The 16,262-nt window shown below is 69.4% G+C and carries 15 protein-coding genes; 8 read left to right on the plus strand and 7 right to left on the minus strand.

The genetic code is table 11. The annotated features are described in order from the left end of the window. Window positions 1-28: 28 nt before the first annotated feature. A complete protein-coding gene (locus BLS50_RS13925) occupies window positions 29-1,138 on the minus strand; it encodes a fatty acid desaturase (RefSeq protein ID WP_074802445.1) in 1,110 nt (369 codons plus the stop codon). A 226-nt stretch (window positions 1,139-1,364) separates the two neighbouring features. On the opposite strand from BLS50_RS13925, the gene BLS50_RS13930 reads away from it, so the two are divergent. Further along, complete coding sequence (locus BLS50_RS13930; RefSeq protein WP_027813687.1) at window positions 1,365-2,402, plus strand: AraC family transcriptional regulator; 1,038 nt, start codon at window positions 1,365-1,367, stop codon at window positions 2,400-2,402. A 67-nt stretch (window positions 2,403-2,469) separates the two neighbouring features. Here BLS50_RS13930 and BLS50_RS13935 read toward each other — a convergent pair whose 3' ends face one another. Further along, window positions 2,470-3,519 (minus strand): lactonase family protein, encoded by a 1,050-nt coding sequence (locus BLS50_RS13935; protein WP_074802446.1) that lies wholly within the window; start codon window positions 3,517-3,519, stop codon window positions 2,470-2,472. After that, window positions 3,506-4,873 (minus strand): MFS transporter, encoded by a 1,368-nt coding sequence (locus tag BLS50_RS13940; protein ID WP_074802447.1) that lies wholly within the window; start codon window positions 4,871-4,873, stop codon window positions 3,506-3,508. The genes BLS50_RS13935 and BLS50_RS13940 overlap by 14 nt, the downstream gene beginning before the upstream one ends. Before the next feature lie 208 nt (window positions 4,874-5,081). On the opposite strand from BLS50_RS13940, the gene BLS50_RS13950 reads away from it, so the two are divergent. From BLS50_RS13950 to BLS50_RS13960, 3 genes are all read left to right on the plus strand, one after another. Beyond that, window positions 5,082-5,342, plus strand: a complete 261-nt coding sequence (locus BLS50_RS13950) for a hypothetical protein (RefSeq protein ID WP_256334004.1) — start codon at window positions 5,082-5,084, stop codon at window positions 5,340-5,342. A gap of 107 nt (window positions 5,343-5,449) precedes the next feature. Then, entirely contained in the window at window positions 5,450-6,430 is a 981-nt protein-coding gene (locus BLS50_RS13955) for an acetyltransferase (protein ID WP_074802812.1), read from the plus strand. Between the two features lie 318 nt (window positions 6,431-6,748). Then, window positions 6,749-8,227 carry a cryptochrome/photolyase family protein gene (locus tag BLS50_RS13960; protein WP_176934200.1) on the plus strand — a complete coding sequence of 493 codons (1,479 nt, stop codon included), beginning with the start codon at window positions 6,749-6,751 and terminating at the stop codon, window positions 8,225-8,227. Window positions 8,228-8,249: 22 nt separating this feature from the next. On the opposite strand, the gene BLS50_RS36330 is transcribed toward BLS50_RS13960, so the two are convergent. The 3 genes from BLS50_RS36330 to BLS50_RS13970 form a co-directional block, all read right to left on the minus strand. Next, a complete protein-coding gene (locus BLS50_RS36330; protein WP_256334005.1) occupies window positions 8,250-8,372 on the minus strand; it encodes a hypothetical protein in 123 nt (40 codons plus the stop codon). Further along, window positions 8,363-9,595, minus strand: coding sequence for an MFS transporter (locus BLS50_RS13965; RefSeq protein ID WP_074802449.1), 1,233 nt, complete (start codon window positions 9,593-9,595; stop codon window positions 8,363-8,365). The genes BLS50_RS36330 and BLS50_RS13965 overlap by 10 nt, the downstream gene beginning before the upstream one ends. 163 nt (window positions 9,596-9,758) lie before the next feature. Continuing rightward, window positions 9,759-10,700: a LysR substrate-binding domain-containing protein gene (locus BLS50_RS13970; protein WP_074802450.1), complete on the minus strand. Its 942-nt coding sequence runs from the start codon at window positions 10,698-10,700 to the stop codon at window positions 9,759-9,761. A gap of 235 nt (window positions 10,701-10,935) precedes the next feature. Here BLS50_RS13970 and BLS50_RS13975 point away from each other — a divergent pair, with 235 nt between their 5' ends. After that, window positions 10,936-11,976: an alpha/beta hydrolase family protein gene (locus tag BLS50_RS13975; protein ID WP_074802451.1), complete on the plus strand. Its 1,041-nt coding sequence runs from the start codon at window positions 10,936-10,938 to the stop codon at window positions 11,974-11,976. 127 nt (window positions 11,977-12,103) lie between these two features. Further along, window positions 12,104-12,859: a 4'-phosphopantetheinyl transferase family protein gene (locus BLS50_RS13980; RefSeq protein WP_074802813.1), complete on the plus strand. Its 756-nt coding sequence runs from the start codon at window positions 12,104-12,106 to the stop codon at window positions 12,857-12,859. A gap of 21 nt (window positions 12,860-12,880) precedes the next feature. Here BLS50_RS13980 and BLS50_RS13985 read toward each other — a convergent pair whose 3' ends face one another. Further along, window positions 12,881-13,801: a glutamate/aspartate ABC transporter substrate-binding protein gene (locus BLS50_RS13985; protein ID WP_074802452.1), complete on the minus strand. Its 921-nt coding sequence runs from the start codon at window positions 13,799-13,801 to the stop codon at window positions 12,881-12,883. A 212-nt stretch (window positions 13,802-14,013) separates the two neighbouring features. Here BLS50_RS13985 and hutH point away from each other — a divergent pair, with 212 nt between their 5' ends. Both hutH and hutC read left to right on the plus strand, forming a co-directional pair. Beyond that, complete coding sequence (gene hutH, locus BLS50_RS13990; RefSeq protein ID WP_006478341.1) at window positions 14,014-15,537, plus strand: histidine ammonia-lyase; 1,524 nt, start codon at window positions 14,014-14,016, stop codon at window positions 15,535-15,537. A gap of 4 nt (window positions 15,538-15,541) precedes the next feature. Then, window positions 15,542-16,237 carry a histidine utilization repressor gene (gene hutC, locus BLS50_RS13995; RefSeq protein WP_006478342.1) on the plus strand — a complete coding sequence of 232 codons (696 nt, stop codon included), beginning with the start codon at window positions 15,542-15,544 and terminating at the stop codon, window positions 16,235-16,237. The last annotated feature ends 25 nt before the right edge of the window (window positions 16,238-16,262 follow it).

Genomic DNA, 16,262 nt, shown 5'->3' on the forward strand with positions numbered 1-16,262 from the left:
GCGGCGCTGATGCGGCGCGCCGCCGCCGTTACGCGTCGGCCTGCGCGTGGTGCGTGCGGCGAGACGGACGATAGCCGCCCCAGCGATTCGCACGGGCGAAGGTGCCGACGTCGTTGAAGCGCACGCCGACTTCGCGCAGCGCCGCATGCGCACGGCGCACGGTGAGTTGCCGGATGTAGAACGGATCGCGCACCACGAAGTGATGGATCGCGTGCGTGCTGCCGAAATTGAAGCAGAACAGCTGGAACGGCAGTATCCACCACGGGTTCAGCACCTGCGTCTGCTGGATCACGTTGCGCGAATCGATGTCGCCGAAATAGTGTATGTTCGAGCTGACGAAGTTGATGCAGAAGCTGCGTACGAAGTTCGGCCCGAGCCACACCACCGCCAGGAAATCGACGACGCTCATCACGCGCTCGACGGCGGCGGGCACCGTCACCGCGACATCAAGCGCATGCAGCGCGAACAGGCCGACGTGATAGACGATGAACGCGTGCCACAGCGTGTAGTACAGGTGACCGATCGGCATGTACGACGACAGCTGCTCGATGCGCAACTGCAGGCGTTCGGACGGGTCCTGCACCGGCTGAGCGGCCACGTACTGCTTCACCTTGCGGCGCATCGCGGCCGGCCGCAGCACGACGGCGAGCATGCCGTCCGCGATCATCAGCAGGCGCTTCACGCCCCAGCGCTCGCCGTTGGTGATGCCGAATTCCTCCAGATCCGATTCGCCGCCCGACACCTTGTGGTGATGCAGGTGCATGCGTCGCCGCGTCCACGGGTTGATCGTGCCGGGCCGCGTGAGCCAGCACAGCGCCATCATCAGGTGATACGCCCACGGCGTCTTCTTGAAGTACATCAGGTGGATCAGGTCGTGCTCGAGCTCGTGGATCAGCGACGTGATGAACGCGGCGAGCGGCAGCGCGACGTACCACGCGATCGCGCCACGCGCATACAGCCATGCGATCGCGAGCATCGCGCTCACCGACACGGCCATCACGGTCGCGCCGACGAGGTTCTGGCGGTCGAGCAGCGGAAAGCCTGCGCGGATCGCGTCGCTCGCGGCGTTCACTTCGCGGCGGACGTACGCGACCCTGTCGGCGTCGTGGCGAAAGGCGGTTCGTGCGGGTTGGCTCATCGACCGGAATCCGTGCGGAAAGAGTGGGGCGCAATGCCGATGTGACAAGCATAGGCGCGTGCCGGAACGCAGGCGAGGGCCGTCGGTGCCAAGGGTGGTGTCATTTCGGGCCACGTTGGCCGACGCGCGGGCGCCTGAGCGGAGGTCGGCCCGCTAGAGTGCCACCGTGGTGTTATGGCGGGCCAGCGACGCTACAATCCGCCGAAACCGCTCCGGAGTTCGCCGCATGGCCTTGTCCGTTCCGGATGCCGCGCGCCAGTTGAACAAGGCGACGGTGTCGTCCGCGTATGCGCTGTTCATGCTGATGCTGGCCGAGGAGCGCGGCATCGACGGTGGCCGCATTCTCGCCGGCTCGGGCGTCGCGCGCGACCGGCTCGCGCAGCCCGATGCGCGCATCACGCCGCTGCAGCAGGCGGCGATCGTGTTCAACCTGCTCGACGCGACCGACGATCCGTCGATCGCGATCGAGATCGGCCTGCGCAGCAGCCTGACGAAAGCGGGGCTGATCGGCTTCGGGCTGATGAGCTGCGCGACGCTCGGCGAGGCGATCGCGCTCGGCATCCGCTACCTGCCGACGCGCGTGCCTTTTTTCTCGGTGCGGCTCGCGCAGCTCGACGGCATCGTCGACATCGACGTGCTCGAAGCGTTTCCGCTCGGCCGGCTGCGCCAGTTCGCGGTGGAAAATTTTCTGGTAGAAACCGCGATCCTGTTCAATTCGCTGCTGTATCCGACGCCGGGACGCACGCTGCAGTCGCGTGCCGAGCTCCATTTCGAATGGCCGGAGCCGCCGTGGTTCGAGCGTTATCGTGCGCGGCTGCCGCGCTGCCATTTCGACGCGAGCGCGAACCGCATCCGCTGCGACGCCGCGTTGCTCGACGAGCCGATCGGCACCGCGAACGCGCAGACCGCGCAGATGATCGTCCAGCAGTGCGAGGCCGAACTCGCGCGGCTCGGCTATGCGGAGAGCATCGTCGAGCGCGTGCGCAACCTGCTGATCTGCGGGGAGGGCGGCTATCCGTCGGTCGACGACGTCGCGCGCGAGTTGCATGTATCGGCGCGTACGCTGAAGCGCAAGCTCGCCGAATACGGCGCGACCTATTCGGCGCTGCTCGACGAGATCCGGCTGCGCGACGCGCTGCGGCTGCTCGAAGGCACGCGGCTGCCGGTCGACGAGATCGCCGCGCGCGTCGGCTATACCGACCGCGCGAATTTCACGCGCGCGTTCAAGCGCTGGACGGGCGTGGCGCCGAGCGCGCGGCGCTGAACGTCGCCCCCGCATCGGCTTGCCGGTCCTCGCGCAGGCGCGGATGCTTTTTCAAACCTTCAAGCTTTCAGACAATCGCGATCCAGTTCGCACCGCGGCCGCCCGGCACGCGCGTGTGCAGCGACAGCGTGCCGTCGTCCGGTGCGATCGCATACACGGCCACGTGCTCCGACTGCTCGCCGCAGGCGACGAGCCAGCGCCCCGACGGATCGATCGCGAAGCCGCGCGGCTGGGTCTCGGTGGGCGTCGCGTGGGTGGGCTCGAACGTGCCGTCTTCGTTGCGGCGGTAGCCGAGCAACCGGCTCGACGTGCGCTCGCTGACGTACGCGAAGCGCTCGTCGGGCGTCAGGTGCAGATCGGCGGCCCACACGGACGGCTGGGTCGGGGCGGGCGGGCGCGCATGGCCTTGCGCGAGTTCGGCGACGGCCGGATGGCGCGCGCTCACGTGCGGATCGCCGAGCCGGCCGGTGTCGGTGTCGCGGGCGAAGGTCGCGAGCGTTCCCTGGAATTCGCTGACGACGACGAGCGTGCGGCCGTCATCCGCGAACCACAGGTGACGCGGGCCGAAGCCGGCCGGCACGCGCGTGTCGCCGTGCTCGACCGCGCGCAGGCCAGCGGCGTCCTCGACGAGCGCGAAGCCGAACACGCGGTCCGAGCCGAGCGAGCTGACGTACGCGAAACGGTTGTCCGGCGACACGATCACCGCGTGCGCGTTCGCGATGCCGCTCGCGACTTGCAGCGGCGTGCCGTCGCCGTCGCGCACGCGGGCGGCGTCGTAGAGGCTCAGCGAATTCCCGCCGTACGACGCGCCGAGCAGCCAGCGGCCGCTGCGGTCGAGCGACAGGTACGCATGGCTCGCGTCGATCGCGGTCGTGCCGATGCGTGCGAGCGCGCCCGTGGCGGCGGCGACGCGGAACGCGACGATCGTCGGCTGCTCGCCGCGCGTCGCGACGTAGAGCCGCGCGCGGTCGGCCTGCACGGCGATCGGCATCGCGACGTCGGCGGCCGGATAGCGGGCGAGCGGCGCGAGCGTGCCGTCGCCGGCGAGGGAGAACGTGGCGAGGTCGCCGTCGACGGCATTCGAGACGACGACGGTCGGGCGGTCAGTGTTCGGCATGGCGGAGCATCGAGGCGTGCGAGAAAGTTTCGTCGGCCGGCTGGCCGCGCGGCGGATCGCTGCGCCGGTGCGTGCGCGCGAACAGCGCGACGACCGCGGCGACGAGCGAAGCGATCGCGAGCGCATACAGCCCGCCCGTGATCGAACCCGTATGTTGCTTCAGATAGCCGAAGGCCGTCGGCGCGACGAAACCGCCGAGGTTGCCGACCGAGTTGATCAGCGCGATTACGGCCGCGGCCACCCGTGTGTCGAGATAGCCCTGCGGAATCGGCCAGAACAGCGACGACGCGGCCTTGAAGCCGAGCGCGGCGAAGCAGATCGACGCGAACGACCAGACCGGATCATGCGACGTCGACGCGAACAGCCCGCACGCGGCCAGCACGAGCGCGCACGCCAGCCAGCGCTGCGGATGCTTCCACTTCGACGACAGCACCGCGAAGCCGTACATCGCGCCGATCGCGATCATCCACGGAATCGTGTTGTACAGGCCGACCTGGAAATCGGTGAGGCCACCCATCTTGCGGATGATGGTCGGCAGCCAGAACGTGGCCGCGTAGATCGTCAACTGGATCGAGAAGTACAGGAAGCAGAACAGCATGATCTGCGGATCGCGCAGCAGCGTGGTGGCGCGCACCGGCACGTTCGAGCGGACGTCGCGCGTCGCGCGCTCCTCGTCGAGCGCGTTCTGCAGCGCCGTGCGTTCTTCGGCGGTGAGCCACGTCGCATCGCGGATATGCGATTTCAGCAGCAGCCAGCTCGCGCCGCACAGCGCGACCGAGAATAGCCCTTCGATCAGGAACATCCATTGCCAGCCTTCGAGGCCGAAGCCGCGGATCGACAGCAGCGCGCCGGTGACGGGCCCGGACAGCACCGACGCGAACGCGGAGCCGCCGAGGAAGATCGCCATCGCCTTGCCGCGTTCCTGCGGCGGCAGCCATTGCGACAGGTACAGCACGACGCCGGGGAAGAAGCCGGCCTCTGCCGCGCCGAGCAGGAAGCGCAGCGCGTAGAACGACGTGTCGTTCCACACGAACGCCATCGCGGCCGCGACGATGCCCCACGTCGCCATGATCCGCGCGAGCCAGATGCGCGCGCCGTAGCGCTGCATCAGCAGGTTCGACGGCACTTCGAACAGCGCGTAGCCGACGAAGAACAGCCCGGCGCCGAGCCCGTACGCGGCCGCGCCGATGCCGATCGACGCTTCGAGATGGCGATCGACGAAGCCGACGTTCACGCGGTCGATGTAGTTCGCGATGAACATGATCAGCACGAGCGGCAGCACGTGCCATTTCACTTTCGAGACGGCGGACGCGAGCGGGTCGCGGCCGGGCAGGGCGGACGAGGGCGGGTTCAAGGATGTCTCCGGTCGGGCGACGGCGGACGGGGCGGCGGCCCGCGTTGGCGTCTGGATGCCGATTCAATGTAGTACGTCGTCGTATGACATGGTACGCCGATGGACCGAGGATGACGTCACGGGTTTACCCGGAAATATCCCGCATTCTGAATAAATCTCGGGAGAGGAAGCGAACGTTTTCACATCTGATGACGTATGACATGGAGCGATGCTGCGTCCGTCGGCGGTCCTTGGGGGCGGCGTGAAATCCGTGGTCGAGGCGCCGCATTCATTCGTGCGTGGTCGATTTCCGGAGCCGGTGGAGAAAACTGACCTCGACGGGGCGGCGCTCGATACCCGTGTGTTTCACACGCTGGTGCGCATGAAGGCGTGCCGCACATGGAGCGGCGGCACCGCGATCGTTATGAACGACACGGAGGCACCCCACAAGCCGTTTGCGGGGGAGGGCGGCTCCGCTCAATTGAGTTGAAGAACGCGCTCGCGGTTACGGCAAAATACCGGGCACGCGAACTCGCCGTGCACGCCACGCGATGCAAACGGCGGCGATTTCATGCCTTGACGATGGAGCAACGGATCATGCAGGACAACCAGTACGCGCGGCACGTCTTCGCGTTCAATGGCGACGCGGACGGCCTGTGCGCGCTTCAGCAACTGCGGCTCGCCGAACGCGTGCACGGCACGCTCGTGACCGGCGTGAAGCGCGACATCCGGCTGCTCGAGCGCATCGACGCGGGTGCGGGCGACATCGTCACCGTGCTCGACGTGTCGCACGACCAGAACCGCGACGCGTGCGCGCGGTTGCTGCGCGACGGCGCGACGGTTCGTTACTTCGACCATCACTTTGCCGGGGAACTGCCCGACCATCCGCACTTCGACGCGCATATCGACATGGCGGCCGACGTCTGTACGAGCGCGATCGTGAACGGCTATCTCGGCGGCCGGTACGTGCGCTGGGCGATCGTCGCCGCCTATGGCGACGAACTGCCGGCGCTCGGCGATGCGCTGGCGCGCGAGCATGGCGTCGACGAAGCCGAGCGCTGCATGCTCGCCGAACTCGGGCGCTATCTGAACTACAACGCATACGGCGAGTGCGTCGGCGATCTGCATTTCGATCCGGCGACGCTCGCGGACGCGATGCTGCCGTGCGTCGATCCGCTCGATTTCGTGCACGACACGGCGGTGTTCGCCGCATTGCGCGACGGTTACCGCGACGACATGGCGCGCGCGTGCGCGCTCGCGCCGCTGCGCGAGGTGCCGGGCGCGACGCTGGTCCGGATGCCCGATCATCCGTGGGCGCGGCGCGCGACCGGCATGCTCGCGAACGAGCGGATGCGCAACGCACCGCATGCAGCGCTCGCGGTGCTGTCGCCGCGCGCGGGCGGCGGGCTGGTCGTCAGCGTGCGCGTGCCCGACGGCCGGCCGATCGGCGCCGACGAGTTCTGCCGCGGCTTCGCGACCGGCGGCGGGCGCAAGCGCGCAGGCGGCATCAACCATCTGCCGGAAGACGAGTTCGACGCATTCGCCGAGCGCTTCGAGGCCGCGTTCCGGCTCGATTGACGCGACGCATCGTCGACCGGATCAGCCGGCCGCACCGGCGAGCACGGTCGGCCCGTCGAGCGGCCGTGGCGTGACTCGGTGCGTTCGGCGTTGCGTCGGCCGTGCGGTGTGCACGAGCCGGTCGCCGTATCCCGGACCGAGAAACCTTCCGTGCGTGCCGCCGGTCGGTAGCGCGACTTCTATCGGATTGAAGCGGATCGTGTGGTCGAGCGCGGTGTCGCTCGTGGCGTGCCGGCCATGACGGCCGGCGTCGACACCGCGCAGCGCAGCCGCGACAATACGCGTCTCCTTTTGCTTTCGCCATCGAGGTGCCTGCCCGTGTCTGCCAAGCCGTCCGTTGCTCCCGCGATCGTCTGGTTCCGCGATGATCTGCGCGTGACCGATCAGCCCGCGCTGATGCGCGCGGTCGAATCCGGCCGGCCGCTCGTCTGCGTGTTCGTCGACGACACGGGCGCCGGCGCCGGGCCCGCGCTCGGCGGCGCGGCGCGCTGGTGGCTGCACGGGTCGCTGGCCGGGCTCGACGCCGCGCTCACGCGTCATGGCGGGCGCCTGCTGCTGTTGCGCGGCGACGCGCAGCGGGAGATCGAGCGCGTCGTCGGTGACACGGGCGCGGCAGCCGTGTACTGGAACCGCCGCTATGCGCAGCCGCAGCGCGACGCGGACGCGGCGCTGAAGGCGTCGCTCAAGGCGCGCGGCGTGACGGTCGAGAGCAGCAACGGCAGCCTGCTGAACGAGCCGTGGGAGGTGCTGACGGGCAGCGGCGGTCCGTACCAGGTGTTCACCGCATACTGGCGCGCGGCGCGCCGCGATCGCACGGTCGCCGCGCCGTTGCCGGCACCCGAGCGGATCGCGTTTCATCCGTGGCCGCAAGCCGTGCGCGACCGCGCGCTGGCGCTCGACGCACTCGCGTTGCGTCCGCGTGCGCCGGACTGGGCCGGCGGCCTGCGCGATGCGTGGCCGGCGCCGGACGAAGCCGGCGCGCTCGCGCGACTCGACACGTTTCTGACGACCTCGCTCGCCGGCTATGCGGATGCGCGCGACCGTCCCGACCGCCCTGCAACGAGCCGGCTGTCGCCGTTCCTGCGTTTCGGCAACGTGTCGCCGCGACAGGTGTGGCATGCGGTGCAGGGCGCCGCGAGCGCAGGCGGCGCGGCATACGCGGCGCACGCCGACAAGTTCCTCAGCGAACTCGGCTGGCGCGAATTCAGCTACACGCTGCTGTATCACTTCCCGGCGCTCGCGACCGACAACTTCCGTGCGCAATTCGATGCAATGCCGTGGCGCGACGATCCCGCCGCGTTACGTGCGTGGCAGCGCGGCCGCACCGGCTATCCGCTCGTCGATGCGGGCCTGCGCGAGCTGTGGACGACCGGCTGGATGCACAACCGCGTGCGGATGGTCGTCGCGTCGTTCCTGATCAAGCATCTGCTGATCGACTGGCGCGCGGGCGAAGCGTGGTTCCGCGACACGCTGGTCGATGCCGATCCCGCGAACAACGCGGCGAGCTGGCAATGGGTGGCCGGCTGCGGCGCCGACGCCGCACCGTATTTCCGCATCTTCAATCCGGTCGCGCAGGGGCAGAAGTTCGACCCGGACGGCGCGTACGTGCGGCGCTGGGTGCCCGAGCTCGCCGGTCTCGACGACGCGTCGATCCATGCGCCGTGGGAAGCGTCGCCGCTGGCGCTCGAGGCGGCCGGCGTACGGCTCGGCGTCGACTATCCGGCGCCGCTGGTCGAGCATGCGGCCGCGCGCGCCCGTGCGCTCGATGCGCTGGCCGCGTTGCCGAAGCGCCGCTGAGCGCACGCGCCGGTTTGCCGCATCAATTGCAGAACGCGACGTGCTCGAGCAGCGCGTACGCGACGCCCGAATCGAAGTAGGCCGCGCCGCACCACGTGACGAACGCGAGCGTGCCGGCGGCCAGCGCCGCGCGGATCATGCCCATGCCGCGCGGCCCGATGCCGGGCGCGCGACGCGCGCGTCGTCGATCGGCAGATGCAGCAGCGCCGCGAGCACGCCGAGCGCGATCGAGCCGATCCACAGCGGCATATACGAGTGCGTCGCGTCGTACACGAGTGCGCCGAGCCACACGCCGAAGAAGCTGCCGAGCTGGTGCCCGAAGAACACGAAGCCGAACAGCGTCGCGATGTAGCGCACGCCGAACACCTGCGAGATCACGCCGTTCGTCAGCGGCACCGTGCCGAGCCACGTGAACCCCATCACGGCCGCGAACACGTAGACGCTCGCGGGCGACAGCGGCGCGGCGACGAACGCGGCCATCGCGAGCGCGCGCACGAGGTACAGCACCGACAGCACGTACTTGCGCCGCAGCAGCCCGCCGAGATGGCCGCACGCGTAAGTGCCGGCCACGTTGGTCAGCGCGATCAGCGCGAGCGCGACGCTCGCGTGGCGCGCCGGCAACCCGTGGTCGAGCAGGTACGCGGGCAGGTGCGTCGCGATGAACGCGAGCTGGAAGCCGCACGCGAAGAAGCCCGCGTTCAGCAGCCAGAAGCCGCGATGCGCGAATGCCTCGCGCGCGGCTTCGCCGATCGACTGGTCGGTGCCGGCAGCGGCGCCGGCCGCCTGCGCGGGCCGGTCGCGCAGCAGCACGGCGAGCGGCGCGAGCAGCGCGGCGACGAGCGCCAGCGCGATGAACGCGTGCCGCCAGCCGATGCCGCCGATCAATTCCTGTGCGACGGGCACCATGCAGAACTGGCCGAGCCCACCGATCGCGCCGGCGACCCCGAGCGCCCAGCCGCGGCGGTCGGGCGGAAACAGGCGGCTCAGCGCGCCGTAGATCGACGCGAACGCGGAGCCCGACAGCGCGACGCCGATCACGAGCCCGGCGCCGACCGTGAACAGGCCGGTCGTGGCCGCCTGCGCCATCGTGACGAGCCCGGCCGCATACAGCAGCATGCCGGCGACGATTACGCGCACCGAGCCGAAGCGGTCGGCGACCATTCCGGTGAACGGCTGCGCGACGCCCCAGATCAGGTTCTGCAGCGCCAGCGCGAGCCCGAACGCTTCGCGCGACCAGCCGTGGTCGAGCGACACGGGCGCGAGGAACAGGCCCTGCACGTGGCGGATGCCGAGCGCGGCGCCCATGATCAGGCCGCCTGCCAGCACGGGCAGCCAGCGGCGCCGGACTTCCTGCTCGATCGGGGTCATGCGTGTCTCCGGATGAAGGTGCGACGAAACGGCCGCGCTCGATCCGATTAGACGAGCAGGGCGGCCGTCGCTCAAGCGATCATTCGGTCAGGTTGGCATGCGTCACGGGAATGTGAAGGGGCGATGGCGGTTGCCGGTGGTCACGCGCATCCGCCGCGCCGGCTCAGGCCGACGTCGTATCGTGCGCACGCATCGCCGCATCGCATTCGGCTGCTTCGGCGAGCATCCAGTCGCGCACGTCGGCGACTTCGCGGCGCGGGGCCGGATCGTGCTGGAACAGCCAGTAGCCGTACGTCTGCGACAGCGTCTGCGTGTGCGGCCCGAGCACCGCGAGCCGGCCGTCGGCGAGCATCGGCGCGACGAGCGCGAGCCGGCCGAGCGCGATGCCCTGGCCCGCGATCGCGGCCTGGATCACCTGGTCGTACTGGTTGAAGCGCAGCACGCCTTTCGGGCGCGCGTCGCCGAGCCCGGCCGCGTGCAGGTGCGCGTGCCACTGTAGCTGCGGTTGCGGTGGCCCGTCGAATTCGAGCAGCACGTGATCGGCGAGCGCGGCCGCGTTCGTGACCGGTCGCGCGGCGAGCGCCGGGTGCGCGACCGGCACGACGATCTCGTCGAACAGGCGCAGCGCGCCGGCCGGCGCGCGCTCGCGCGGGCAGTAGCGGATGCCGAGGTCGATGCCTTCGGCGCGCAAATCGAGTACCTTGTCGTTCGCGGCGACGCGCAGGTCGATCCCGGGCAGCCGCGCCTGCAGCCGCCCGAGCCGCGGCAGCAGCCACAGCGCGATCACGCCGATGCTGGCGGTGATCGTCACGGGCTGGCGCTCGCGCGCCACGGCGAGCGACGCGACGGTGTCCTGCAGGCCGAGCAGCGCCGCATCGGCGACGCGGAACAGCCGTTCGCCTTCCGGCGTGAACGCGATCTTCCGGTAGCCGCGCTGCAGCAACGTCACGCCGAGATGCGCTTCGAGCGCATGGACCTGGCGGCTGACCGCCGACTGCGTGACGCACAGATCCTGCGCGGCGAGCGTGATGCTCATGCGGCGGCCGACGGCGACGAAACCGCGGACGAGGTCGAGCGACGGGAGACGGACGAGTGGCGTTGACATGCGCGTGACTCATGCGAACGGAGCAGCAAGATTGGTTGAGAACGCGGCACGCGTCAAGTTCAATGGAGGCTGGGTGATCGCGGAGGACGGGGCCGAGTAGGCGCTGAAGCGCTAACTCCGACCGACAGCGATGCATGGGGTCCAAGTAAGCGCTAAAGCGCCAACTCGGACCGACAGCGATGCATGGGACCCCAGTAAGCGCTAAAGCGCTAACTGGGGATCGACAGGAGACACGATGACGATTTCGAACGAGGAAAGCGACGCGGCGCAGGGCAGTCGCGCGGCGGGCGCGTTGCCGCCCGAGCCCGTGACGCTGCACGCAGCCGACGGCTACGAACTGCGCGGCCATGTCTGGCGCCATCGCGGCGGCGGCGCCGTGCGGCCCGTGACGGTCGTCAATTGCGCGACGTCGGTGCGCTGCGACTACTACTTTCGTTTCGCGGCCTGGCTGTTCGCGCAGGGGCGCGACGTGCTCGTCTACGACTATCGCGGCATCGGCGGGTCGCGTCCGGCGCGGCTTGCGAAGCTCAGCGCGAACTGGCTCGACTGGGGGCGGCTCGATTGCGAGGCCGCGCTGCACTACGCGCGCGATGCGTTTCCGGGCCAGCCGCTCGATGTGGTCGCGCACAGCATCGGCGGCTGCGTGCTCGGCCTCGCCGCATCGAACGTGCACGTGCGGCATGCGGTGACCGTCGGCGCGCAGTACGCGTACTGGCGCGACTATCTGCCGGCCGAGCGGCGCCGCATGTGGTGGAAGTGGCATGTCGCGATGCCGGCGCTCGCGGCCGTGTTCGGCTACGTGCCCGCGAAGCGGCTCGGCTGGATGGAGGACACGCCGCGCGGTATCGCGCTGTCGTGGGCGCGTTCGCAGCCGCGTTTCGAGGAGGGCTACGTCGGTCGCGTGCTGGACGACAGCGGCGCGAGCCGCGCCGCGTTGCCGGCGCGCTTTGCGGGGCTGTCGGCGCCGATGCTCGCGGTCGGCATCGACGACGACGCGTTCGGCACGGTCGATGCGATCGAGCGGCTGGTCGGCTACTACACGGGCAGCAACGTCACGCATCTGCGGATCGCGCCGGCCGACATCGGCGTCGACGCGATCGGTCATTTCGCGTTTTTCCACAGCCGCTTCACCGACACGTTGTGGCCCGTCGCGCTGTACTGGCTGCAACACGGCGTGTTGCCGGCCGATGCGCCGGGCGTCGTGCACGCGCTGCATCCGGCGTCGCGCGGGCGGGTGACGGGGAGCGGCGTGCCGGGCATCGCCGCGAACGGGTGATCCAGCGTATGCGAGCATGACGCGCAGCCTCGTTCGTGTCACGAGCCTGCTGCAGTCGCCGGCCGCCGGCCGGCGCGATCGATTAACATCGGACGTTTCGTTCCAGAACACAGGCTGCCGCGCGCCGATGTCCATTCCGTCCGATTCCGCTTCTCCCGTTGAAACGCCGCGCGCATGGCGCGTGCACGCACTCGACGTGCCGCCTGCCGCGGCGCGGGCCGGCGTGCGGATCGCGCGCGTCGATTTCGACTGGCGCGTGCCGCTCGTGTCGCCCGCGTACGCGGCGCTGAACGACGACGAGCGCGCACGCGCCGCGCGCTTCCTGCGGCACGAGGATGCGGTACGCAGCGCCGCGACGCGCGCCGCGCTGCGCGACGTGCTCGGCGCGACGCTCGGCATCGCGCCGCACGCGGTCGAGATCGTCGTCGACGCGGCGGGGCGGCCGTCGCTGGACCGCGCGCATCGTGCGTCGCTCGACTTCAACGTGTCGCACGCGGGCGATCATGCATTGATCGCGTGGGCGCCGGCGGGCCGCGTCGGCGTCGATATCGAGGGCTGCCACCGCGCGGCTGACTGGCGCGCGCTGACACGCGAAGTGTGCGCGCCCACCGAGGTCGCGTATCTCGACGGTCTGCCGCCCGGCGCGCGCGAGCGCGAATTCATGCGGGTGTGGTCCGCGAAGGAGGCGCTGCTCAAGGCGCTCGGCACCGGCATCGTCGGCGGGTTGCGCGCGTTCGCGGTCGTGCCGCCGCGCGACGCGGCGACGCCCGCGACGACGATCGTCGAGCCCACCGCGCCCGCTGCCGGCGTCGCCGCGTTCGACGCGGCATGGCTCGACGCGGCGCCCGGCTACGCGGCGTGCGTCGCGTGGACGCGCGCATAAGCCGCAGTTGACGCGCGGCGCTTACTCGAGCGGCGCGTCGTTCGGCGCCGCGTAACGCGCCTTGATCACGTCGCTCATCGGAAAGTCGAACGACAGGCCCTTCGGCGGCACCGGCTTCATGAACCATTTGTCGTACAGCGCGTTGATCTCGCCGCTTTTCATCAGTTGCACGAGCACGCCGTCGACGAGCGCCTTGAACTGCGGATCGTCCTTGCGCAGCATGAACCCGTAGGCTTCCGACGATTGCGGCGTGCCGACGAGCTGCCAGTCGGCCGGCTTCGCGGCGAGCTGGCGCACGCCCGCGAGCAGCACGTCGTCCATCATGTATGCGGCCGCGCGGCCCGATTCGAGCGTGAGGCGTCCTTCGCCGTAGTCCTTCGCGCTGATGATCTGCATGTTCATCTTCTTTTCCTCGTTCATCTTGCGCAGCAGGCGTTCGGACGTCGTGCCCTGGTTCGTCACGACCGTCTTGCCGGCGAGATCGGGGAAGTCTCGGATGCCCGACGTGGTGCGCGTGAGCAGGCGCGTCGTCGCGACGAAGAAGGTGGTCGAGAACGCGACCTGCGCATGGCGCGCGGCGAGGTTGGTCGTCACGCCGCATTCGAGATCGACGGTGCCGTTCTGCACGAGCGGAATGCGGTTCTGCGACGTGACCGGAATGAAGCGCACCTGCAGGTCGGGCTTGCCGGTGCGCGCCTTCACCGCGGCGATCACGCGGTCGCACAGGTCCTGCGAGAAGCCGATGACCTTGCCGCCCGCGTCGACATAGGAGAACGGCACCGACGTTTCGCGATGACCGATCGAAATCAGGTTGGATTGCCGGATCTTCTCCAGCGTGCCGGACAGCGGCTCGGCGGCGACGGATACGCCGCACGCGAGCGCGCATGCGGCGACGAGCAGGGGGCGGCCGAGGCGGGCGGCGAATCGGGACGGGAAGGGCATGACGGTCTCCGTGGCGAGTGATGATTCGTATGTTGCCAAAGACAAAATAATTGCAACACATGTTAAGCGCCGGATCGCGCCGACCGGCCTGCCGGGCCGCGCCGGCATCAGGGAAACTCCTGAGGCCGGAATATTGAAAAACGGGTTGTCTAGACAAGTTCCGATGGCTACACTTCAATCCATTCCGAACTTGTCTAGACAGGATTGCTCACATGATTACGTTGACCCCCGGCCACCTGACTCTCCCGCAACTGCGCCGGATCGCCCGCGAACCCGTGCAACTGAAGCTCGACCCGGCCAGCTTCGCGAAGATCGACGCGGGCGCGAAGGCCGTCGCCGACATCGCCGCGAAGGGTGAGCCGGCCTACGGCATCAACACGGGTTTCGGCCGTCTGGCCAGCACCCACATCCCGCACGACCAGCTCGAACTGCTGCAGAAGAACCTCGTGCTGTCGCACGCGGTCGGCGTGGGCGAGCCGATGGCGCGTTCGTCGGTGCGCCTGCTGATGGCGCTGAAGCTGTCGAGCCTCGGCCGCGGCCACTCGGGCATCCGCCGTGAAGTGATGGATGCGCTGATCACGCTGTTCAACGCCGACGTGCTGCCGCTGATCCCGGTGAAGGGTTCGGTCGGCGCATCGGGCGACCTCGCGCCGCTCGCGCACATGTCGGCCGTGCTGCTCGGCGTCGGCGAAGTGTTCATCCGCGGCGAGCGCGCGAGTGCGCTGGACGGCCTGCGCGTCGCGGGCCTCGCGCCGCTGACGCTGCAGGCGAAGGAAGGCCTCGCGCTCCTGAACGGCACGCAGGCGTCGACCGCGCTGGCGCTCGACAACATGTTCGCGATCGAGGACCTGTACCGCACCGCGCTCGTCGCCGGCGCGCTGTCGGTCGACGCGGCAGCCGGTTCGGTGAAGCCGTTCGACGCGCGCATCCACGAACTGCGCGGCCATCAAGGCCAGATCGACGCGGCCGCGTCGTACCGCGAACTGCTCGAAGGCTCGCCGATCAACCAGTCGCACCGCGACTGCGACAAGGTGCAGGACCCGTACAGCCTGCGCTGCCAGCCGCAGGTGATGGGCGCGTGCCTGGACCAGATGCGCCATGCGGCCGACGTGCTGCTGGTCGAAGCGAACGCCGTGTCGGACAACCCGCTGATCTTCCCGGACACCGGCGAAGTGCTGTCGGGCGGCAACTTCCACGCGGAGCCCGTCGCGTTCGCGGCCGACAATCTCGCGCTGGCTGCTGCGGAAATCGGCGCGCTGGCCGAACGCCGCATCGCGCTGCTGATCGACGCGACGCTGTCGGGCCTGCCTCCGTTCCTCGTGAAGGACGGCGGCGTGAACTCCGGCTTCATGATCGCGCACGTGACGGCCGCCGCGCTGGCATCGGAAAACAAGACGCTCGCGCACCCGGCATCGGTCGACTCGCTGCCGACCTCGGCCAACCAGGAAGACCACGTGTCGATGGCGACGTTCGCCGCGCGCAAGCTCGCCGACATCGCGGACAACACCAAGCACATCCTCGCGATCGAACTGCTGGCCGCCGCGCAAGGCGTCGACCTGCGCGCGCCGTACCACACGAGCCCGAAGCTCGCGCCGGTGATGGAGACGATCCGCGGCAAGGTCGCGCACTACGAACTCGACCACTACTTCGCACCGGACATCGCGGTGATCGCGAAGCTGGTCGGCGAGCGCGCGTTCGCGAAGGTCGCGCCGTTCTCGTTCGCGTCGGAACAGTAAGCCGATGAGTGCGCCGGTCTACCAGGAGATCAAGGATTTCATCCTGGCCCGCATCCATGCCGGCGAGTGGGAGGAGGGCGACCAGGTGCCGTCCGAGAACGAGCTGGCGCGCGAGTTCAAGGTGGCGCGCATGACCGTCAACCGCGCGCTGCGCGAGCTGACGGCCGAGCAGGTGCTCACGCGCATGAAGGGCGCGGGCACCTATGTCGCGCGGCCGAAGTACGAGTCGACGCTGGTGGCGATCCGCAGTATCTCCGAGGAAGTCGGCGCGCGCGGGCATGCGTACCGCGCGAGCGTGCTCGGGCTCGACACGATCCGCGCCGACGAGGCCCTCGCCGACGAGATGCAGGTGGCCGTGCGCACGAAGCTGTTTCATTCGCAGGTGCTGCACTTCGAGAACGACGAGCCGGTGCAGCTCGAAGAACGGTGGGTGAATCCGGCGGTCGCGCCGGATTACGCCGAGCAGGATTTCACGAACACGACGCCGAACCAGTACCTGATGCGCGCGGCGCCGCTGCAGCGCGTCGAGTACCGGATCGAAGCGGCGGCCCCGGCGCCGGAGCGGCGCGAGCAGCTGCGGATGGACGGTGTCGAGCCGTGTCTGGTTTTACATCGGCGCACCTGGTCGCAGGGCGTCGTCGCCTCGGTGGCGAATCTGTGGCATCCCGGCAGCCGTTATCGCTTCACCGGGCATTTCTGATTCCTATTTGATCCTCAATTTCCTT

It is taken from the genome of Burkholderia orbicola (genome assembly GCF_900100915.1).
Lineage (GTDB): Bacteria > Pseudomonadota > Gammaproteobacteria > Burkholderiales > Burkholderiaceae > Burkholderia > Burkholderia orbicola.